Here is an 18,862-nt window from a genome sequence, read left to right on the forward strand (position 1 = left end):
CTGCACCAGCGCATCTCCTGCAAGAGATTCTCGGGTCAAGCCCGAGAATGACGCGGGCTGCTAGTCGATCCGGGCCGAGGTCGCCTCCCCCGGCACCTTCCGGACCCGCTCGCGATAGAGCAGGTAGAGCCCCGACGCGATCACGATTGAGGCGCCCGCGAAGGTCCAGCGATCGGGGAACTGCCCGAAGACGAACCAGCCGAGCAGGATCATCCAGACGATCTGCGAGTAGATGAAAGGCGCCAGCACGGTCGCCGGAGCCAGCCGGTGCGCCAGGATCAGGAGCCAGTGGCCGAAGCCGCCGAAGACGCCCGTGCCCAGCATCACCAGCCAGACGAATGGGGTCTGCGGCGTCGTCCAGAAGAACGGGATCAGCGGCAGCATCGCCACCGTTCCGGCAAGGCCGGAATAGACCATCGTCGTTTCAGGCGGGTCGAAGGCTGCGAGGCGTCGCGTCGCCAGCGCATAGAAACTGTAGCAGACAGTCCCGAAGACGCAGAGCAGCGCCGCCGGATGCATGCCGCCGAGGCCGGGACGCGTGATCACGAGCACGCCGAGAAAGCCGACGCCGATCGCCGCCAGCCGACGCGGGCCGGGCCATTCGCCGAGCATCGGACCGGCGACGAGCGCCACCAGCAGCGGCCCGGCGAACATGATCGAGACCGTCTCCGCGAGCTGCAGATATTTGAGCGCGACGAAGTTCAACGCCGTCGCACCCAGCAGCAGCAGCGAGCGGATGGCCTGGAGCCCGGGCCGCTTCGTCCTGAGCACGCCGGGATGGCTCCAGGGATTGAGCAGCATCAGCACCAGCCCCATGCTGCCGGCATAGCGCGCGAACACCACCTGCACCGGGTCCATATGGCCCGAGAGCCATTTCGCGCTGGTGTCCAGGAGGGCGAAGAACAGCACCGCGCTGCAGATCAGCCCGATCGCGATCAGGCGCGATCGGCCGGTTTCCGGAAGATGGGATGAGGCGGCGGCCAAGGCGGCTCCCGTCATGCGCGGGGAGAATGACAATGGCAGATTTAAACGATTTGCCTCCCGTGACCAGCGGTTGAGCGCATGAGGTCCATGCGCCCGTCAGAGCAGAAGAACATGCCCGCGGCCAAGCCATTGCTAGGCGTCGCTGTCGACCTCGTCGCCGTCTGCTTCCGGATCGTCGATCTCGACCCCGGCCTTCGACAGGCCCTTGGCGGCCTTGCGCAGCAGCCGGCGCAGCTGCTTGCGTTCCTTGCCGTCGAGCTTGTCGAGCAGCTCTTCCTCAACCTGCGTCCAGACCGCATCGAGAGCCAGGGCCGTCTTGTGCCCGGTTTCGGTGAGCGCAACCTGCACCAGCCGGCCGTCGCGGCCGCCGCCCTCGCGCGTCACCAGCCCTTGCAGCGATAGCCGGCCAATCGTCTTGGACACGGTCGGCGGCTTGACCCGCAGCAGCGTCGCGAGCTCGCCCATTGTCATCGGCGCCGGTTGCAGTGCCTTCAGCGCCTGCTCCTGCCCGGGAAACAATCCGAGTGCGTTCAGCCGCTCGCCCATGCGTGCGCGATGCAGACGTGCCGTGACCAGCAAGGCCCGGCCAACGCTCTTCTCGAGTGCCTTGGTCATCTCGCTTGGTCCCTGGCCCGGTGCTGGCGCCGATCCTTATGCGGATCAGGAAGTCGCTTCGCCGGCTGCCTGTTGGCCTGCCAAGATGACAGCGTCATGACAATGCAGGCCGCTGCTGTCACAGAGCGCGCATCTTTTTCGCGATCGTGGCCAGAAAGCTGTCGCGGCTTTCCGGCGTCGCCCGGTTCATGTCGTAATGGGCGAGATAGAGCGGCCGCGCGGTCGGGTGGCAGACAGCGCGCAGCACCCGGCAGACCAGTTTTCGCGGCGGATCGCCCATCAACATGGCGCGCCAGCGCGAGCCGCCATAGGTCGTTACCGCGACGAGCTTGCGGATCGTCCAGAGATTGGGCGCGACCTTGCCGTCCACCATCTTGAACGAGACACCGGGCAGGAAGACGCGGTCGAAAAAGCCCTTCAGGATCGCCGGATAGCCGAAATTCCAGACCGGGAAGCACAGCACCAGCGCCTGCGCCGCCTGCAGCCGCGCGACATAGCCGGCAACGGGGAGTGTGTTGCCGGCAAGGTCATGATAGCCCACGCGCCCCTCGCGACTCAGCACCGGATCGAAGCCCTCGGCATAGAGGTCGCAGTCATCGACCTCATGGCCAGCCTCGCGCAGGCTCGCGACGACGGCCTGGTGCAGCGCCGCGCCATAGCTCTCGGGGTTGGGATGGGCATAGAGCACGAGCACGCGCATCAGGGCGCTCCGGGGCCGGAACGCATCCCCGCCAGGTGATCGAGCTCGCGATGGTCGGGCAGCGTGCTGTCGATCGCGCGCCCTCCCACCAGCACGCTCCGGTCGGCCTGCGGGCGGGCGAAGAGCTCGGTCCAGTCGCGGGCACGCGTCAGGATCAGGTCGGCTGGGCCACCGGCCGTCAGCACACCCAGTCCTTCTCCCGCTTTTCCCTCCAGCCCCATGATCGCAGCCGGCATCCGCGCCACCGCATTGGCCCAGTCGGTCCCGGAATGGTCGAGCTGGAGGATGCGCGTGCCCTCGCGCAGCACCTCGATCAGGTCGAGATCCCCATAGGCGTAAAACGGGTCGCGGGTGTTGTCGGATGCGATCATCACCGGCACGCCGGCCGCCTTGAGCTCATGCAGCGCCGTGACCCCGCGCCAGCGCGGCGTGCGGCCGGGCGCGCGGTCCTGCAGATACATGTTGCACATCGGCAGGGACACGACGGCGATTCCGGCCTCCAGGACCTTGGCGATGATGCGCGCCTCGACCTCGGGCTCCTGCAGCGCCAGCGAGCAGCAATGTCCGGCGAGGATTTTACCCGCAAAGCGATGCCGGATCGCCGCATCGGCGATGTGCTCAAGCGAACGCGCAGCGGGATCATTGGTCTCGTCGACATGCAAGTCGAGATCGAAGCCGTTTTCGATCGCGGTGCGGAAGACGATATCGAGCGCGGCGTCCAGCTCCGGGATCATGTAGGTGACGCAGCCGAACAGGCGATCGCCATGCGCCTTCACCGCCGCGACGACATCGCGGACATGGCCCTCGTCGAGCGCGAACTGGATGCCGAACAGCGGCGAGGCCTGGATGGCGATGCGCCCCGCCCATTCCGCCCGCAGCTCCGCCAGCACCGGCCAGGAAATGCCGATCTGCTTGCCGAGCGAGTCGATATGGGTCCGCAGTGCCGCCGTGCCATGCGCGAAGGCGCAGCGCAGGCCGAAATCCATCCGCGCCCGCACATCCCCGGCCGACCAGTTTGCCTCGCGGTCGGCCATGACGCTGTTGAGCGCCCCCATGAAGCTGCCGTCGGGATTGGGCCGGCGCGGCCAGATATGGCCCTTGTCGAGATGGACATGGCAATCGACGAGCCGCGGCAGGACGATGCCGCCGTCGCAATCGAAGGCCGGTCCGCGCGGCATCGCCTCGGTCCCGGCCGGCAGGATCGAGGCGATCCGCCCGGCCTCCACGGCGATGTCGACCAGGGTCAGCCCGTCGCGATCCGCCGCGAGCCCGCCCGCCTCGACGAGGCAAAGCGGCGCGCGTGCGCGGGTCAGCCGGTAGTCGGGCGATGGTGGCAGCGTCGCGAAACCGGTCGTCACGGGGTCGGGTTCTCCATCGCCAAGGCCATGCATAATCGCCAAGGCCATGCACGATCGATACCGGTCGCCACCTGCACGGGCAAGGCGCAGACGCACTGCGTCATCCTTGCGTCGCATCCGGGCTTGTCGCGCGTGCGACGATCGCGCATGAGGGCGGCTTCCCGCTGATGGAGACCGACCCGATGCCGCAGGCCACATTGATCGATGGCAAGGCCATCGCCGCCGCCCTGCGCGCGCAGATCGCCACCGAAATCGCCGGCATCAAGGCTGTCAGCGGCCTCGTGCCCGGCCTGCATGTCGTCCTCGTCGGTGACGACCCGGCGAGCCGCGTCTATGTCGCCTCGAAGGAGAAGCTGGCCGTCGAGGTCGGCATGAACTCGGTGGCCCACCGCCTGCCGGCCGATACGAGCCAGGAAACCCTGCTCGCCACGCTGGCGGGCCTCAACGCCGACGATGCCGTCGACGGCATCCTGGTGCAGCTGCCCCTGCCCAGGCATCTCGACACCGCCGCCGTGATCGACGCCATCGACCCCGCCAAGGATGTCGACGGGCTGCATCCGCTCAATGCCGGCCGCCTCGCCGGCGGCAAGGTCGATCCCGAGCATCTGCTCGTGCCCTGCACGCCGCTGGGCTCGATGCTGCTGCTGCGGAGCGTCCTGCCCTCGCTCTCGGGTCTGGAGGCCGTGGTCATCGGCCGCTCCGAGCTGGTCGGCCGCCCCGTCGCGCAATTGCTGCTCCAGGCCGACTGCACGGTCACCATCGCGCATTCGCGCACGAAGGATCTGCCCGACGTGGTGCGCCGCGCCGATATCGTCGTCGCGGCCGTCGGCCGGCCCCATTTCGTCAAGGGCGACTGGATCAAGCCCGGCGCGACCGTGATCGATGTCGGCATCAACCGCATGCCCGACGGAAAGCTCGCCGGCGACGTCGATTTCGCGGAAGCCGTGGAGGCAGCCGGCGCGATCACCCCCGTCCCCGGCGGCGTCGGCCCGATGACGATCGCCTGCCTGCTGAGGAACACGCTGACGGCGTTCAAGGCGCGGCGGGGCGGCTGAGCGTCCGGACCGCCATCAGCCCTGTTCGAGCAGGAACCCCTCGATCACCATCCGCAAAGCCGGAAGGTCGTCACTGACGACGTTCCAGACGATGTCGGGATCAACTCGAAAATACTCGTGTCGCATCAGGTTTCCGATGGCCCGTATGCCGTGCCAGGCGATATCCGGGCGCGATGCGAGGAGGTCATCGGGGAGATGACGCACCGCCTCCGAGATGATCTCCAGCAAGCGCTCGGTTCCGTATTGAAGAAAGCGGTCGGCACTGAAGCTGGCAAGGTCATGCCCGCCAGCCGCCTCCTCGATAAGAGAAATGGCGTCCAGAATGTCGTGCAGGACGACGGCGGTATCACGCACCATCAGAAGATCCGGACGGCTTCGCTCTCGATCCGATCCCGCAGCTTCGGATGCAGGCTCTTGCGCGTTGTCAGATCGATCTCGGTCCCGAGTTCCTCGACGAGGAAGGCATGCATCCCGGCAAGATCGATCAGAGAGAACTTTCGCCCCGGCAGGACATCGATGAAGACATCGAGATCGCTGTCGTCACCCGCCTCGTCGCGCGCGGTCGAGCCGAACAGGAACGCAGCCTCTGCTCCGCGAGCACGGAGCGCATCAGCCCGCCGCGCGAGCTCGAAAGTGGCCTGATCCCTCGTCATCCCTCATTCTCCCACGAAAACGGCCCACATCCAAGCTGCGGGCCGCCTCCCGGCGCCCCTCACATATGGATCTGGCGCTTGTCGACCGCCATCGCGGCTTCCTTGACCGCCTCCGACAGGGTAGGGTGGGCGTGGCAGGTGCGGGCGAGGTCTTCCGACGAGCCGCCGAACTCCATCAGCACGGTCACCTCGGCGATCAGGTCGCCGGCATGGGGACCGATGATGTGGCAGCCGAGCACGCGGTCGGTCGTGGCGTCGGCCAGGAACTTCACGAACCCTTCCGTGTGCCGGATCGCGCGCGAGCGGGCATTGGCGGTGAAGGGGAACTTGCCAACCTTGTAGGCGGTGCCCGCGGCCTTGAGCTCCTCCTCGGTCTTGCCGATCGCGGCGACTTCCGGCGCGGTATAGATGATGCTCGGGATCGCGTCGTAGTTCACATGGCCGGCCTTGCCGGCGATGATCTCGGCGACCGCGACGCCTTCATCCTCGGCCTTGTGCGCCAGCATCGGCCCGCGCACCACGTCGCCGATCGCATAGATGCCGGCGACATTGGTCTTGAAATGGTCGTCGATGACGACGCGCCCGCGCTCGATCGCGACACCGGCGCCGTCGAGCCCGAGCCCGTCGGTGTTGGGACGCCGCCCGATCGCGACCAGCACGATATCGGCCGAGAGCGTCTTGGCCTCGCCGCCGGCTGCCGGCTCGACCGTGACGGTCGCGCCGCCCTTCTTGCCGGTCTCGACCTTGGTCACCTTCGAACCGAGGATGAACTCGAAACCCTGCTTCTGCAGGATGCGGCTGAACTGCTTGGCGATCTCCTCGTCCATGCCGGGCAGGATGCGGTCGAGATATTCGACGACGGTGACCTTGGCGCCGAGCCGGCTCCAGACCGAGCCGATCTCGAGACCGATCACGCCGGCGCCGACGACCAGCAGCTCCTTGGGAACCGCGGTCAGCTCCAGCGCGCCGGTCGAGGTCACGACGGTCTTCTCGTCGATCGTCACGCCGGGCAGGCCGGTGGCCTCCGAGCCGGTGGCGATGACGATGTTCTTCGTCTCCAACTCCTGCGTCTTGCCGTCATCGCCGGTGACGACGACCTTGCCGGCGGCCTGGATGCTGGCCGTGCCCATGAAGGGGTCGATCTTGTTCTTCTTCAGCAGGAAGGCGACGCCGTTGACGTTGGCATCGACCGTCTCCTGCTTGTGAACGAGCATCTGCTTGAGATCGAGCTTGGGCGTGCCGACGATCACGCCGAGGCTCGGGAAGGTGTGGCTCGCTTCCTCGAACATCTCCGAGGCATGCAGCAGAGCCTTCGAGGGAATGCAGCCGACATTCAGGCAGGTGCCGCCGAAGGTCTTGCGCTTCTCGACGACGGCGACCTTGAGGCCGAGCTGGGCTGCGCGGATGGCGGCGACATAGCCGCCGGGGCCGGTTCCGATGATGACGAGATCGTAGGACATGAAGGGCCAGAGTTTCCGGTTGAAATCGCGCCGGACCATGCCCCACACTCCCCCGCGAGACAAGCGAAATGGACCTTGAGGCATGAGACCGAAGTCGGGTTGCCCGTCGTTTGCGGCGGTTCTCCTCTGCCTCGTCGGAGCCGGATCGGCGCATGCGCAGGCCTTGCCTGCGACGCCGTCCGCCAGTGTCCAACCCGGCGGGCCGCCGCCTGCCGCGATCGCCCTGCCCGAGACGCCGGACGCGTTCGGCGTCGTCGTCGAGGAGTTCGCGGCGCGCGACGGCCTGCGGCGAGGGCTTGTCATCGTCCGCCGTGCCGGCAAGGTCGTCTACGAGCATGGTTTCGGCGGCGACGACCCCAAGCGGCCGCATCACCTCGCAAGCCTGTCCAAGTCGATCACGGCGGCCTGCGTCGCGACGCTCGTCAGGGATGGCAAGCTCGCCTTCGACACCACGTTGCGCTTGGCCCTGGCGAAGCATTTCGCCGGCACCGGCGCCGTTTCGGACCCGCGACTGCTCGACGTGACGATCAGGCAATTGCTCACCCATCGTTCGGGCCTCGCCGGCAACCGCGGCGATGGCGAGGCCTCCACGGGCCGCAAGCTGCTCGACATCATTCTGAAGGACGGCGCAGGCGCCGACGCATCCAGGCCGCTGCTGCGGCTGGCGCTCGGCCAGGGCCTCAAGCGCGCGCCCGGCGCCTATCAATACAGCAATGACGGCTATCTGGCGCTCGGCGCGGTCGTCGAAGAGGCGACGGGACAGCCCTACGAGACCGCCTGTCGCGAGCGCGTGCTGGCGCCGGCCGGCGCTGCCGGCTCCCTCGCGAAGGAATGGGCGATCATGGGCGCCTATGGCGGCTGGTCGATGACGGGCGCCGACTATCTCGCGACGCTCGAAGCCATCACGACGTCGGACCGCATCATCGGAGCCACCGCCAGATCCTGGCAGGAGAACGGCGCTGACCAGGCACCGGCCGCGCGGACCTCCTGGTATGGCCTGGGCCTGCGTGTCCGCCGCGTCGCCAACGGCTTCAATCACTGGCATTGGGGCGAATGGTCGACCTGGTATCGGCGAGCCGGAGGCTCGCGCCAGAAGGCCGACTTCAACACCTTCGCGACCCATGTCGGGGCCAGCGGAACGAGCTGGTTCGTCTCGTTCGAGCCTCGCCTGAACGAGGAGACCCGGATCAAGCTCGATCGCGAGCTATGGCGGGCCTTCAACGCCGTGAAGCGCTGGGATCCGTCATGACCGACGACCCATCGCTTCGTCGATCACAGGCTGGTCGAGCCGACTTCTGCCCGCAAGGGTCGCATGCCACCGACGGCTGATCGCCGCCGGCACGAGGCTTTCGGGATCAAAGATCCAGCACGAGCCGCGCCGGGTCCTCCAGCGCCTCCTTGATGCGGACGAGGAAGGTCACCGCTTCCTTGCCGTCGATGATGCGGTGGTCGTAGGAGACCGCCAGATACATCATCGGCCGGATCACGATCTGGCCGCCGACCACCATCGGGCGCTCCTGGATCTTGTGCATGCCCAGGATCGCCGATTGCGGCGCGTTCAGGATCGGCGTCGACATCAGCGAGCCGTAGACGCCGCCATTCGAGATGGTGAAGGTGCCGCCCTGCATGTCCTCGATCTTGAGGGCGCCCTCGCGGGCCTTCTTGCCGAGCGCGCCGATCGCCTTCTCGACGCCGGCGATGGAGAGCTGGTCGGCATCGCGCACCACCGGAACCACCAGGCCCTTGTCGGTGCCGACGGCGACCGCGACATGGTAGTAGTTCTTGTAGACGATGTCGGTGCCGTCGATCTCGGCGTTGACGGAGGGGATCTCCTTCAGCGCCTGCACGCAGGCCTTCACGAAGAAGCCCATGAAGCCGAGCTTCACGCCGTGCTTCTTCTCGAACACGTCCTTGTACTGGTTGCGCAGCGCCATCACCGCCGACATGTCCACCTCGTTGAAGGTGGTCAGCATCGCCGCCGTCGCCTGGGCTTCCTTGAGGCGGCGCGCGATGGTCTGGCGCAATTTGGTCATCTTGACGCGCTCTTCGCGCGAGGCGTCGTCGGGGGCCGACGGCGCCCGGACCTGGACCGGAGCGGCAGGGGCCGCAGTTGCCACGGCAGGGCCGGTCGCGATCGCGGCCAGCATGTCGCCCTTGGTGACGCGACCGTCCTTGCCCGAGGCGTTGGCGGTCGCGGGATCGACGCCGCTTTCGGCCGCCAGCCGCGACACGGCCGGGCCGGAATCGGCGGCTTTGGTCGCAGGCTTGATTTCGGTGTCGCCGGCAACCTCGCCGGCCTTCGTCTCGGCCGCGGCCGAGCTCGACTCGCCGGCTTTGCCGGAGGCCTGCGCCACGGCGGTATCGGCCTTCTTCTCCTCGGCCTTCGGAGCGGCCGCAGCCGCCTTGCCGTCGCCGGCCGTGATCATGCCGAGAAGCGCGCTGACGCCGACGGTGTCGCCTTCCTTGGCGACGATCTCGCCGAGCACGCCGGCGGCCGGCGCGTTGACCTCGAGCGTCACCTTGTCGGTTTCGAGCTCGACCAGAGGCTCGTCGGCCTTCACGGCATCGCCCGCCTTCTTGAACCACTTGCCGATGGTCGCCTCGGAGACGGATTCGCCGAGGGTGGGTACGCGGATTTCGGTCGCCATGTCAGGCCTCTGTTTCGTGTCTTTGTCTGGCGTTCAGGTGACTGGACGGTCAGGCCGCGAAGGCCTCGTCCAGGAAGGCGTTGAGCTGGGCGAGATGCTTCGACATCAGGCCGGTCGCGGTCGCAGCCGAGGCCGGACGTCCAACATAACGCGGCCGCTTCGACTTCGATCCCGCATGGCCCAGCACCCATTCGAGATAGGGCTCAACGAAGGTCCAGGAACCCATGTTCTTCGGCTCTTCCTGGCACCAGACGACGTCGGCGCCCTTGAAGCGCGCCAGCTCCTGCGCCAGCGACTTCAGCGGGAACGGATAGAGCTGCTCGACGCGCATCAGATAGACATCGTCGATCTCGCGCTTCTCGCGCTCCTCCAGCAGGTCGAAATAGACCTTACCCGAGCAGAGCACGACGCGGCGGATCTTCGAATCCTTGACCAGCTTGGTCGTCGAGTTGCCGCGCTCGGCGTCGTCATGCAGCACGCGGTGGAAGGTCGAGCCCTCGGCCAGCTCCGACAAATCGGAGACGCAGCGCTTGTGGCGCAGCAGCGACTTCGGCGTCATCAGGATCAGCGGCTTGCGGAAGTCGCGCTTGAGCTGGCGGCGCAGGATGTGGAAGTAGCTCGCCGGGGTCGAGCAGTTGGCCACCTGCATATTGTCCTCGGCGCACATCTGCAGGAAGCGCTCGAGACGGGCCGAGGAGTGCTCGGGACCCTGGCCCTCATAGCCATGCGGCAGCAGGCAGACGAGGCCCGACATGCGCAGCCACTTGCGCTCGCCCGACGAGATGAACTGGTCGAACAGCACCTGCGCGCCATTGGCGAAGTCGCCGAACTGGGCTTCCCACATCGTCAGCGCGTTCGGCTCCGACAGCGAATAGCCGTATTCGAAGCCGAGCACCGCCTCCTCCGAGAGCATCGAATTGATGACCTCGTAGCGGGACTGGTCGTCGCGGATATGGTTCAGCGAGGTGTGGCGCGCTTCGGTTTCCTGGTCGATCAGCACCGAGTGGCGCTGCGAGAAGGTGCCGCGCTCGCAATCCTGGCCGGACAGCCGGACCGGGTTGCCGTCGAGCAGCAACGAGCCGAAGGCCAGCGACTCGGCGGTCGCCCAGTCGATGCCCTTGCCGGTCTCGACTGCCTTGCGGCGGTTGTCGAGGAAGCGCTGGATCGTCTTGTGGACGTTGAAGCCCGGCGGCACCGAAGTGATCTTCTCGGTGATCTCCTTGAGCACGGCCGCATCGACACCGGTCGCGCCGCGGCGCGGATCGTCCTCGTCGGCGCGGATCGCCTTCATGCCGGCCCAGCGGCCGTCGAGCCAGTCGGCCTTGTTGGGCTTGAAGGCCTGTCCGGCCTCGAACTCGACCTCGAGCTTCGCCTTCCAGGCGGCGCGCGCCTCGTCGAGTTCGCCCGGCTGAAGCACGCCCTCGGCTTCCAGCTTGGCGGAGTACAGCTCCAGCGTCGTCTTGTGGGCGCGGATCTTGCGGTACATCAGCGGCTGGGTGAAGCCCGGCTCGTCGCCCTCGTTATGGCCGAAGCGGCGATAGCAGAACATGTCGATGACGACCGGCTTGTGGAACTTCTGCCGGAACTCGATCGCCACCTTCGCGGCGAAGACCACCGCCTCCGGATCGTCCCCGTTCACATGGAACACCGGCGCCTCGACCATCTTCGCCACGTCGGACGGATAGGGCGAGGAGCGCGAATAGCGCGGATAGGTCGTGAAACCGATCTGGTTGTTGATGATGAAGTGGATCGAGCCGCCGGTGCGGTGTCCCTTCAGGCCCGAGAGGCCCAGGCACTCCGCCACCACGCCCTGGCCGGCGAAAGCCGCGTCGCCATGCAGCAGCAGCGGCAGCACCTTGGAGCGCTCGACGATGTCGCCGAACTGGTCCTGCTTGGCGCGCACCTTGCCGAGCACGACGGGGTCGACGATCTCGAGATGCGAGGGGTTGGCGGTCAGCGAGACGTGGACGTTGTTGCCGTCGAACTCACGATCGCTGGAGGCACCGAGATGGTACTTCACGTCGCCCGAGCCCTCGACGTCGTCGGGCGCGAACGAGCCGCCCTTGAACTCGTGGAACAGCGCGCGATGCGGCTTGCCCAGCACCTGGGTGAGCACGTTCAGGCGGCCGCGATGGGCCATGCCGAAGACGATGTCGCGCACGCCCAGCGCGCCACCGCGCTTGATGATCTGCTCCAGCGCCGGGATCAGCGACTCGCCGCCATCGAGGCCGAAGCGCTTGGTGCCGGTGTATTTCAGGTCGATGAACTTCTCGAAGCCCTCGGCCTCGACGAGCTTGTTGAGGATCGCCTTCTTGCCTTCCTTGGTGAAGGCGATCTCCTTGTCCGGCCCCTCGATGCGCTCCTGCAGCCAGGCCTTCTGCTCGGGATCGGAGATGTGCATGAACTCGATGCCGACCGTGCTGCAATAGGTCCGCTGCAGGATCGCGGTCATCTCGCGGATGGTCGCGAATTCGAGGCCGAGCACGTTGTCGATGAAGATCTTGCGGTCGAGATCGGCCTCGGTGAAGCCGAAGGCGGCCGGCGAGAGCTCGTCGGAATTGTCCACGGTCTCGATGCCCAGCGGATCGAGCTTGGCATGGAGATGGCCGCGCATCCGGTAGGCGCGGATCAGCATGATCGCGCGCACGGAATCGCGCGTCGCCTGCTGCACATCGGACGCGCTGATCGCGGCGCCCGCAGCCTGCGCCTTGCCCTTGAGCTTGTCGGAGACGACCTTCTCGACCACCGCCCAGTTGCCGTCGAGCGCCGAGACCAGTTCGCCATTGGCATGGACGGGCCAGTTCGGCTTGGTCCAGGACGCGCCCTTGGCGTTCTGGACGATGGACGCGCCATCATCCTTCAGCCCGGCGAAGAAGCCCTGCCACTGCTCGTCGACCGACTTCGGATCGGCCTGGTAGCGGGCATAGAGGTCCTCGATATAGGCCGCGTTGCCGCCATAGAGGAAACCCGTCTGGGCGAGAGCCTCGTTGATGTCCTGGCGAGCCATGATGTCGTCCTGCCTTCCTACCTGCCGCTTCGTCTTGCCGTCATGCTCGGGCTTGACCCGAGCATCTCTTGATCTGGCCGTCATGGTCGGCCTTGAGCCGACCATCTCTTGGGCGTTTCGCTGGTCACGAGATGGTCGGGTCAGGCCCGACCATGACGCGCGAAACCCTCAGCCCTTCAACACCTCGACCAAGGTCTTTCCAAGGCGCGCCGGCGAGGGCGAGACCTTGATGCCGGCCGCTTCCATGGCCGCGATCTTGTCCTCGGCGCCGCCCTTGCCGCCCGAGATGATCGCACCCGCATGACCCATGCGACGGCCCGGAGGGGCCGTGCGGCCGGCGATGAAACCGACCATCGGCTTGGAGCGCCCGCGCTTGGCCTCGTCCTTGATGAACTGCGCGGCGTCTTCCTCGGCCGAGCCGCCGATCTCGCCGATCATCACAATCGACTTGGTGTGCTCGTCGGCCAGGAACATTTCGAGCATGTCGATGAACTCGGTGCCCTTGACCGGGTCGCCGCCGATGCCGACCGCCGTGGTCTGGCCCAACCCCTCGCGGGTGGTCTGGAACACCGCCTCATAGGTCAGCGTGCCCGAGCGCGAGACGATGCCGACCGAGCCCGGCTTGAAGATGTTGGCCGGCATGATGCCGATCTTGCTCTCGCCCGCCGTGACGACGCCAGGGCAGTTCGGGCCGATCAGCCGCGACTTGGAGCCGACCAGCGAGCGCTTGACCTTCACCATGTCGAGCACCGGAATGCCCTCGGTGATGCAGATGATCAGCGGGATCTCGGCGTCGATCGCCTCGCAGATGGCATCGGCCGCGCCCGGAGGCGGCACATAGACCACCGACGCGGTGGCGCCGGTCTTGGCCTTGGCCTCATGGACGCTGTCGAAGACCGGCAGGCCGAGATGGAGCGAACCGCCCTTCCCCGGCGAGGTGCCGCCGACCATCTGCGTGCCATAGGCGATGGCCTGCTCGGAGTGGAAGGTCCCGTTCTTGCCGGTGAAGCCCTGGCAGATGACCTTGGTGTTCTTGTCGATCAGGATGGACATGGTTGCTCCTCAAGCCTTCTTGATCGCGGCGACGATCTTCTGCGCGGCGTCGTCGAGGTCGTCGGCCGAAATGACGTTCAGGCCCGAGGACGAGATGATGTCCTTGCCTTCCTGGACGTTGGTGCCTTCGAGGCGCACCACCAGCGGGACCTGCAGGCCGACGGCCTTCACCGCGGCGATGACGCCGCGCGCGATGACGTCGCACTTCATGATGCCGCCGAAGATGTTGACCAGGATGCCCTTCACCTTCGGGTCGGCGGTGATGATCTTGAACGCCGCCGTCACCTTCTCTTCCGAGGCGCCGCCGCCGACGTCGAGGAAGTTCGCAGGGGACTCGCCATAGAGCTGGATGATGTCGAGCGTGGCCATCGCCAGGCCCGCGCCGTTGACCATGCAGCCGATCGTGCCGTCGAGCGCGATATAGGCGAGGTCGTACTTGGAGGCCTCGATCTCCTTCTCGTCCTCTTCCGTCGTGTCACGCAGCGCGACGATCTCAGGGTGACGGTAGAGCGAGTTGGAATCAAACGAGATCTTGGCGTCGAGGCACTTGATCTGGCCCTGCGTCGTCACGATCAGCGGGTTGATCTCCAGCATGTCCATGTCCTTGGCCACGAACGCGGTGTAGATCTGCGCAAGGACGGCGCCGGCCTGCTTGGCCTGGTCGCCGGAGAGGCCGAGGATGCGGGCCATGCTGCGGCCGTGATGAGGCATGATGCCGGTCGCGGGATCGACCGAGAAGGTCTCGATCTTCTCCGGCGTGTCATGGGCGACCGCCTCGATGTCCATGCCGCCCTCGGTCGAGACGACGAAGGCGACGCGCGAGGTCTCGCGGTCGACCAGCGCCGAGAGATAGAATTCCTTCTCGATGTCCGAGCCGTCCTCGATATAGAGGCGGTTGACCTGCTTGCCGGCCTCGCCGGTCTGCGCGGTCACCAGCGTGTTGCCGAGCATTTCCTTGGCGTGGCTCTCGACCTCCGCGACCGACTTGGCCAGGCGCACGCCGCCCTTCGCATCGGGGCCGAGCTCCTTGAACTTGCCCTTGCCGCGGCCGCCCGCATGGATCTGCGACTTCACGACATAGAGCGGGCCGGGCAGCTTCTTGGCGGCCTCGACGGCTTCCGCCACCGTCAGCGCCGGGAAGCCGGCGGAGACCGGAGCGCCGAACTCCTTGAGGACGGCTTTGCCTTGATATTCGTGGATGTTCATCGCTGGGGCGTCTTTCGCGGTTCAGATGTCGTTCGTCACGGGGATGGCTGGCGTCATTTGGCTGGCTTGCAAATGTCTTTCTGGAACTGGGCGAGGATTTCTTGCGCGCGCGCGATCGGCGGACCGCTGAGGGGGCGCGGATAGCTGCTGGCGCAAATCCTGCCACCGCCCAGATCTTCGCACATCGGCGGACCGTCGACCGTGAAGAAGAACAGGTCCGGCTCGCTCGTATAGGCTTGGATGCCGGTGACGCGGCCGAAATCCACCACCCATTCGGACCGCCGGCCGGCATCGTCGCCGAACCTGTCGCCGACCCACTTCGCTGGGGCGTGCAGGAAATGATACTGGCAGGCGCTCCGCCGGGTCACCGTGATCCGGCCGGATATCACCTTTCTGGGAACATTGAACGTGTCGTAGATGGCGGGGCTGCGCGAGACGCGCCTGGCCCTGTCGCCGCTGACCTCGGTGCCGTTGACATCGGCGCCATCCTCGATCGCGAGCCAGAGCAGCGCGGCGGTTTCTTCTGCGGTCTGCGCGCGAGCCGGTGCGCCAGCAGTGGCATGGCCGAGAACCACGCACGCCGCTAAAGCCATCCCGAATCCCTGCCGCAGACCGCGCATCGCTCGCTCCTGAATCGCCTACTCTCTATTTCACGCCAGTGACGAATCGATGGCCTTGCAGGCTTCGATCAGGCCCTGCACCGAAGCCACCGACTTCGACAGCATCTCCTGCTCGGCCTTGTTGAGGCGGATCTTGACGACCCGCTCGACGCCCTTGGCGCCGATCACGACCGGCACGCCCAGGAACATGTCGCGCACGCCGTACTGGCCCTTCAGCGCGGCAGCCGCCGGCAGGACGCGCTTCTGGTCCTTGAGATAGCTCTCGGCCATGGCGATGGCGGACGCGGCCGGGGCATAGAAGGCCGAGCCGGTCTTGAGCAGGTTGACGATCTCGCCGCCGCCCTTGCGGGTGCGGTCGACGATGGCGTCGATGCGCTCCTGCGTCGTCCACTTCATCTTGATCAGGTCGGGCAGCGGGATGCCGGCCACGCCCGAATAGCGCACCAGCGGCACCATGTCGTCGCCATGGCCGCCGAGCACGAAGGCCGAGACGTCCTTGACCGAGACCTGGAACTCATCGGCGAGGAAGTGGCGGAAGCGGGCCGAGTCCAGCACGCCGGCCATGCCGCAGATCATGTTGGGCTTCAGCCCTGAGAACTTCTGCAGCGCCCAGACCATCGCGTCGAGCGGGTTGGTGATGCAGATCACGAAGGCCTTGGGAGCGTAGGTCTTGATGCCCTCGCCGACCGCCTTCATCACCTTCAGGTTGATGCCGATCAGGTCGTCGCGGCTCATGCCGGGCTTCCGCGGCACGCCGGCGGTGACGATGATCACGTCGGCGCCCTTGATGTCCTCATAGGACGAGGTGCCCTTGTAGGCGGCGTCGAAGCCGTCGACCGGGGACGACTCGGCGATGTCGAGGCCCTTGCCCTGCGGGATGCCGTCGGCGATGTCGAACAGCACGATGTCGCCGAGTTCCTTCAAGCCGGCGAGATGGGCGAGCGTGCCGCCGATCTGGCCGGCGCCGATGAGGGCGATCTTCTTGCGGGCCATTGCCTAGTCCTTTGTCCTGACGCTGCGAAATGCCGGCAAACCGGCCAAACCGTCGGTTCCTTTGGCCCAAGAGGCCCTTTTGCCGCAACCCTTGCGTGGTGGTCGGTAAAACGACGAAGCCAGCGCCCGCGATTTTGCCCGGCCTGCCGCTCCGTGAGCGATTTCAAGAGCTTGGGCAGCGCGGTCCGGCGGCGGCCCTCATATTTGCACAGGATTGACGCAGTTACAATTTACAATCAATGTCATTCGTCACGGGAATTTTCAGATGATGCCGCTGACCAGCACCCTCAGCGCCACCCGGATCAGCGTCGCCAGCCGGATGTCGATCGAGGCCTGCGGCACGTCCGCATCGAGCTCCAGCGCAGCCGGATGGATGAAGCGGTGCGTCGCATCGATGATGAAGGCCAGCGCCCGGTCGCGGTCGCGCGGCTCGAAGGTCCCCGACGCGATGCCCTCGTCGATCACCCGCTCGAACAGCGCCCGCACCCGGGCGCGGTTGCGCCGGCTGATCGCATGGCGCTTGGCCACCGCCTGCGACAGCGCCGCAAACAGATGTGGCTCCTCGGTCAGCAGGTCGCGATTGGCCTTGGCCAGCGCCAGGATCAGCCGCTCCAGCTTGTCGTCGGCGGGGTCGGGGCCATCGGCGATATCGGCGAGGCGCCGCTCGGTCGCCTTCAGCCAGACATCGACGACGGCATCGACCAGCGCGGCGCGGGAAGGGAAGTAGCGGTAGACATTGGCATGGGTCATGCCCGCCTCTTCGGCGACCGCGACCACGGTGAAGCGCTTGAGTCCGTGATGGCGCAGATGCTCGCTGGCGACAGTGAGGATCCGCGTCTCGCTCGGCTCGCGCAGGGTCATGACGCGAATGGCCCCCCTTGTCCGAAACGCGCCGTCATCCCGGGCGCAGCGCAGCGGAGACCCGGGATCCATTCCGGAACGTTCATCGGAAAGGCTCCGGAATGGACCCCGGATCGGCGCGGCTTCGCCGCTTGTCCGGGATGACGGCGGAGGAATGACAGCAACGGTTTCAACTCACGTCTCCACCAGCCCGCCGCTGTCGCCCGATGCCGCCGAATCCACCCGTCCATGCGGCAGGCCGAGATAATCGTCGGACCGCATCTCGATCAGCCGCGACACCGTGCGGTCGAATTCGAAGGCCTCGCGCCCGGACGTCGCCCGGTAGAGCTCGTGCGGCTCGGCCCCGGCCGAGGCGACGAGCTTCACATGATGCTCGTAGAGCGTGTCGATCAGGATGATGAAGCGCTTGGTCTCGTTGCGCTGCTCGTCGGCCAGCACCGGAATGTCGTCGAGCAGCAGCGTGTGGAAGCGCTGCGCCAGCGCGATGAAGTCGGACGCGCCATAGTCCTTGCTGCAGAGGTCGGAAAAGCGCGCCCGCGCCACGCCGCCGGCCGCCTGCGGAATGACGAGGTCATGCCCCTTGACGTCGAGCGCCAGCCTCTGGCCATGCGCTGCGCCGGTGAGCTTGCGGAAGGCGTCATCGAGCGCGGCCGCAGCCGCCGCATCGGCGGGCACATGATAGACCGGGGCGCCGCCGAGCTTCTCCAGCCGGAAATCGGTGCGCGCCTCGAGCTTCACCACCTCGACCTTCTCGGCCAGCAGCGCGATGAAGGGCAGAAACAGCGCCCGGTTCAGCCCGCCCTCATAGAGCCGCGACGGCTCGACATTCGAGGTCGCGACGACGATGACGCCGGCCGCAAACAGCGCCGTGAACAGCCGTCCCAGGATCATCGCATCGGCGATGTCGGTGACGGTGAACTCGTCGAAGCAGAGCAGGCTGGCCTCCTCCGCCAGCGCCGCCGCGACCGGCCCGATCGGGTCGGGGTCCTTGACCTCACCCGCCTTGAGCCGCTGGCGATAGGCGTGGATGCGGCCATGCACATCGGCGAGAAATTCGTGGAAATGCACGCGCCGGCGCCTGGGCACCGCGACGGATTCGTAGAACAGATCCATCAGCATGGTCTTGCCGCGGCCGACCGAGCCCCAGATGTAGAGCCCCTTGGGCACATCCCTGCTGTCGGCCTTCTTGCCGAAGAGCCAGCCCAGCGCACTGCTCTTATGGGCGAGCCGCCGCGCCGCCAGCGTCTCCGCGAGAGCCGCCAGCCGCTTCACCACGGCGATCTGGGCCGGGTCGCGCTCGATCTCGCCCGAAGCGACGAGGGCGGCATAGCGGTCTGTGATCGAGGCTGTCATGGCGGCGGCGGTCTTCGGGCAGGCGCTGGGGTCTAACGGGTTACGGCAGCCCCGCCGGCCCGGCAAGAGCGGACCGGCGCAGACCAGGGCGATCGCCCGAAAGCTGGCGAAGCCATGATGGCAGGCTCTAGCCCTCCCCCCGCTTGCGGTGGGGAGGGTTGGGTGGGGGGCAGTGCCGCTCGGCGAAACGGCAAAGGATGGCTCTCCGGCTTTGCGGGGCCCCCCCCCCCCGCCCCCCGCCGCGCCCGCGGCGGGGGGGGCGGGCGCCCCCGCCGGCGCCGCCGCCCGGCGGCACC

17 protein-coding genes are annotated in these 18,862 nt (G+C 66.8%); 2 read left to right on the top strand and 15 right to left on the bottom strand.

The window, feature by feature from the left end; translation table 11 throughout:
• Positions 1–60: 60 nt before the first annotated feature.
• The 4 genes from AE618_RS08355 to AE618_RS08370 all read right to left on the bottom strand — a co-directional run bounded on the left by AE618_RS08355 (position 61) and on the right by AE618_RS08370 (position 3,657).
• On the bottom strand, positions 61–984 hold the full coding sequence (locus AE618_RS08355) for a DMT family transporter (protein ID WP_248310788.1): 924 nt from the start codon (positions 982–984) through the stop codon (positions 61–63).
• A gap of 132 nt (positions 985–1,116) precedes the next feature.
• Positions 1,117–1,599, bottom strand: coding sequence for a MarR family winged helix-turn-helix transcriptional regulator (locus AE618_RS08360; RefSeq protein ID WP_054208567.1), 483 nt, complete (start codon positions 1,597–1,599; stop codon positions 1,117–1,119).
• Between the two features lie 118 nt (positions 1,600–1,717).
• Complete coding sequence (locus AE618_RS08365; protein WP_054208568.1) at positions 1,718–2,299, bottom strand: NAD(P)H-dependent oxidoreductase; 582 nt, start codon at positions 2,297–2,299, stop codon at positions 1,718–1,720.
• Positions 2,299–3,657, bottom strand: a complete 1,359-nt coding sequence (locus AE618_RS08370; RefSeq protein ID WP_082365101.1) for a cytosine deaminase — start codon at positions 3,655–3,657, stop codon at positions 2,299–2,301. Before AE618_RS08370 ends, AE618_RS08365 begins: the two co-directional genes overlap by 1 nt.
• 182 nt (positions 3,658–3,839) lie before the next feature.
• Between AE618_RS08370 and folD the strand changes: the two genes are divergently transcribed.
• Positions 3,840–4,712: a bifunctional methylenetetrahydrofolate dehydrogenase/methenyltetrahydrofolate cyclohydrolase FolD gene (gene folD / locus AE618_RS08375; protein ID WP_054208625.1), complete on the top strand. Its 873-nt coding sequence runs from the start codon at positions 3,840–3,842 to the stop codon at positions 4,710–4,712.
• Positions 4,713–4,727: 15 nt separating this feature from the next.
• On the opposite strand, the gene AE618_RS08380 is transcribed toward folD, so the two are convergent.
• From AE618_RS08380 to lpdA, 3 genes are read right to left on the bottom strand one after another with little or no spacing between them, the layout of a single operon-like run.
• Entirely contained in the window at positions 4,728–5,069 is a 342-nt protein-coding gene (locus AE618_RS08380; protein WP_054208569.1) for a HepT-like ribonuclease domain-containing protein, read from the bottom strand.
• Positions 5,069–5,365, bottom strand: coding sequence for a nucleotidyltransferase family protein (locus AE618_RS08385; RefSeq protein ID WP_054208570.1), 297 nt, complete (start codon positions 5,363–5,365; stop codon positions 5,069–5,071). Before AE618_RS08385 ends, AE618_RS08380 begins: the two co-directional genes overlap by 1 nt.
• 59 nt (positions 5,366–5,424) lie before the next feature.
• Positions 5,425–6,864, bottom strand: coding sequence for a dihydrolipoyl dehydrogenase (lpdA, locus tag AE618_RS08390; RefSeq protein ID WP_156330168.1), 1,440 nt, complete (start codon positions 6,862–6,864; stop codon positions 5,425–5,427).
• A 43-nt stretch (positions 6,865–6,907) separates the two neighbouring features.
• On the opposite strand from lpdA, the gene AE618_RS08395 reads away from it, so the two are divergent.
• Positions 6,908–8,074, top strand: coding sequence for a serine hydrolase domain-containing protein (locus AE618_RS08395; RefSeq protein ID WP_054208571.1), 1,167 nt, complete (start codon positions 6,908–6,910; stop codon positions 8,072–8,074).
• 106 nt (positions 8,075–8,180) lie between these two features.
• Here AE618_RS08395 and odhB read toward each other — a convergent pair whose 3' ends face one another.
• The 8 genes from odhB to zapE all read right to left on the bottom strand — a co-directional run bounded on the left by odhB (position 8,181) and on the right by zapE (position 18,566).
• Entirely contained in the window at positions 8,181–9,473 is a 1,293-nt protein-coding gene (odhB, locus tag AE618_RS08400) for a 2-oxoglutarate dehydrogenase complex dihydrolipoyllysine-residue succinyltransferase (protein ID WP_054208572.1), read from the bottom strand.
• 49 nt (positions 9,474–9,522) lie between these two features.
• Positions 9,523–12,480 (bottom strand): 2-oxoglutarate dehydrogenase E1 component, encoded by a 2,958-nt coding sequence (locus AE618_RS08405; RefSeq protein ID WP_054208627.1) that lies wholly within the window; start codon positions 12,478–12,480, stop codon positions 9,523–9,525.
• Between the two features lie 168 nt (positions 12,481–12,648).
• Positions 12,649–13,533: a succinate--CoA ligase subunit alpha gene (gene sucD / locus AE618_RS08410; RefSeq protein ID WP_054208573.1), complete on the bottom strand. Its 885-nt coding sequence runs from the start codon at positions 13,531–13,533 to the stop codon at positions 12,649–12,651.
• Between the two features lie 9 nt (positions 13,534–13,542).
• Positions 13,543–14,739, bottom strand: coding sequence for an ADP-forming succinate--CoA ligase subunit beta (gene sucC, locus AE618_RS08415; protein WP_054208574.1), 1,197 nt, complete (start codon positions 14,737–14,739; stop codon positions 13,543–13,545).
• 53 nt (positions 14,740–14,792) lie between these two features.
• Positions 14,793–15,359 carry a hypothetical protein gene (locus tag AE618_RS08420; protein ID WP_054208575.1) on the bottom strand — a complete coding sequence of 189 codons (567 nt, stop codon included), beginning with the start codon at positions 15,357–15,359 and terminating at the stop codon, positions 14,793–14,795.
• A 30-nt stretch (positions 15,360–15,389) separates the two neighbouring features.
• Positions 15,390–16,352 (bottom strand): malate dehydrogenase, encoded by a 963-nt coding sequence (mdh, locus tag AE618_RS08425; RefSeq protein WP_054208576.1) that lies wholly within the window; start codon positions 16,350–16,352, stop codon positions 15,390–15,392.
• 261 nt (positions 16,353–16,613) lie between these two features.
• Entirely contained in the window at positions 16,614–17,213 is a 600-nt protein-coding gene (locus AE618_RS08430; protein ID WP_054208577.1) for a TetR/AcrR family transcriptional regulator, read from the bottom strand.
• A 174-nt stretch (positions 17,214–17,387) separates the two neighbouring features.
• On the bottom strand, positions 17,388–18,566 hold the full coding sequence (zapE, locus tag AE618_RS08435) for a cell division protein ZapE (RefSeq protein ID WP_054208578.1): 1,179 nt from the start codon (positions 18,564–18,566) through the stop codon (positions 17,388–17,390).
• Between the last annotated feature and the right edge of the window lie 296 nt (positions 18,567–18,862).

Source organism: Allobosea vaviloviae (genome assembly GCF_001298265.1).
In the GTDB taxonomy this organism is placed as follows: domain Bacteria; phylum Pseudomonadota; class Alphaproteobacteria; order Rhizobiales; family Beijerinckiaceae; genus Allobosea; species Allobosea vaviloviae_B.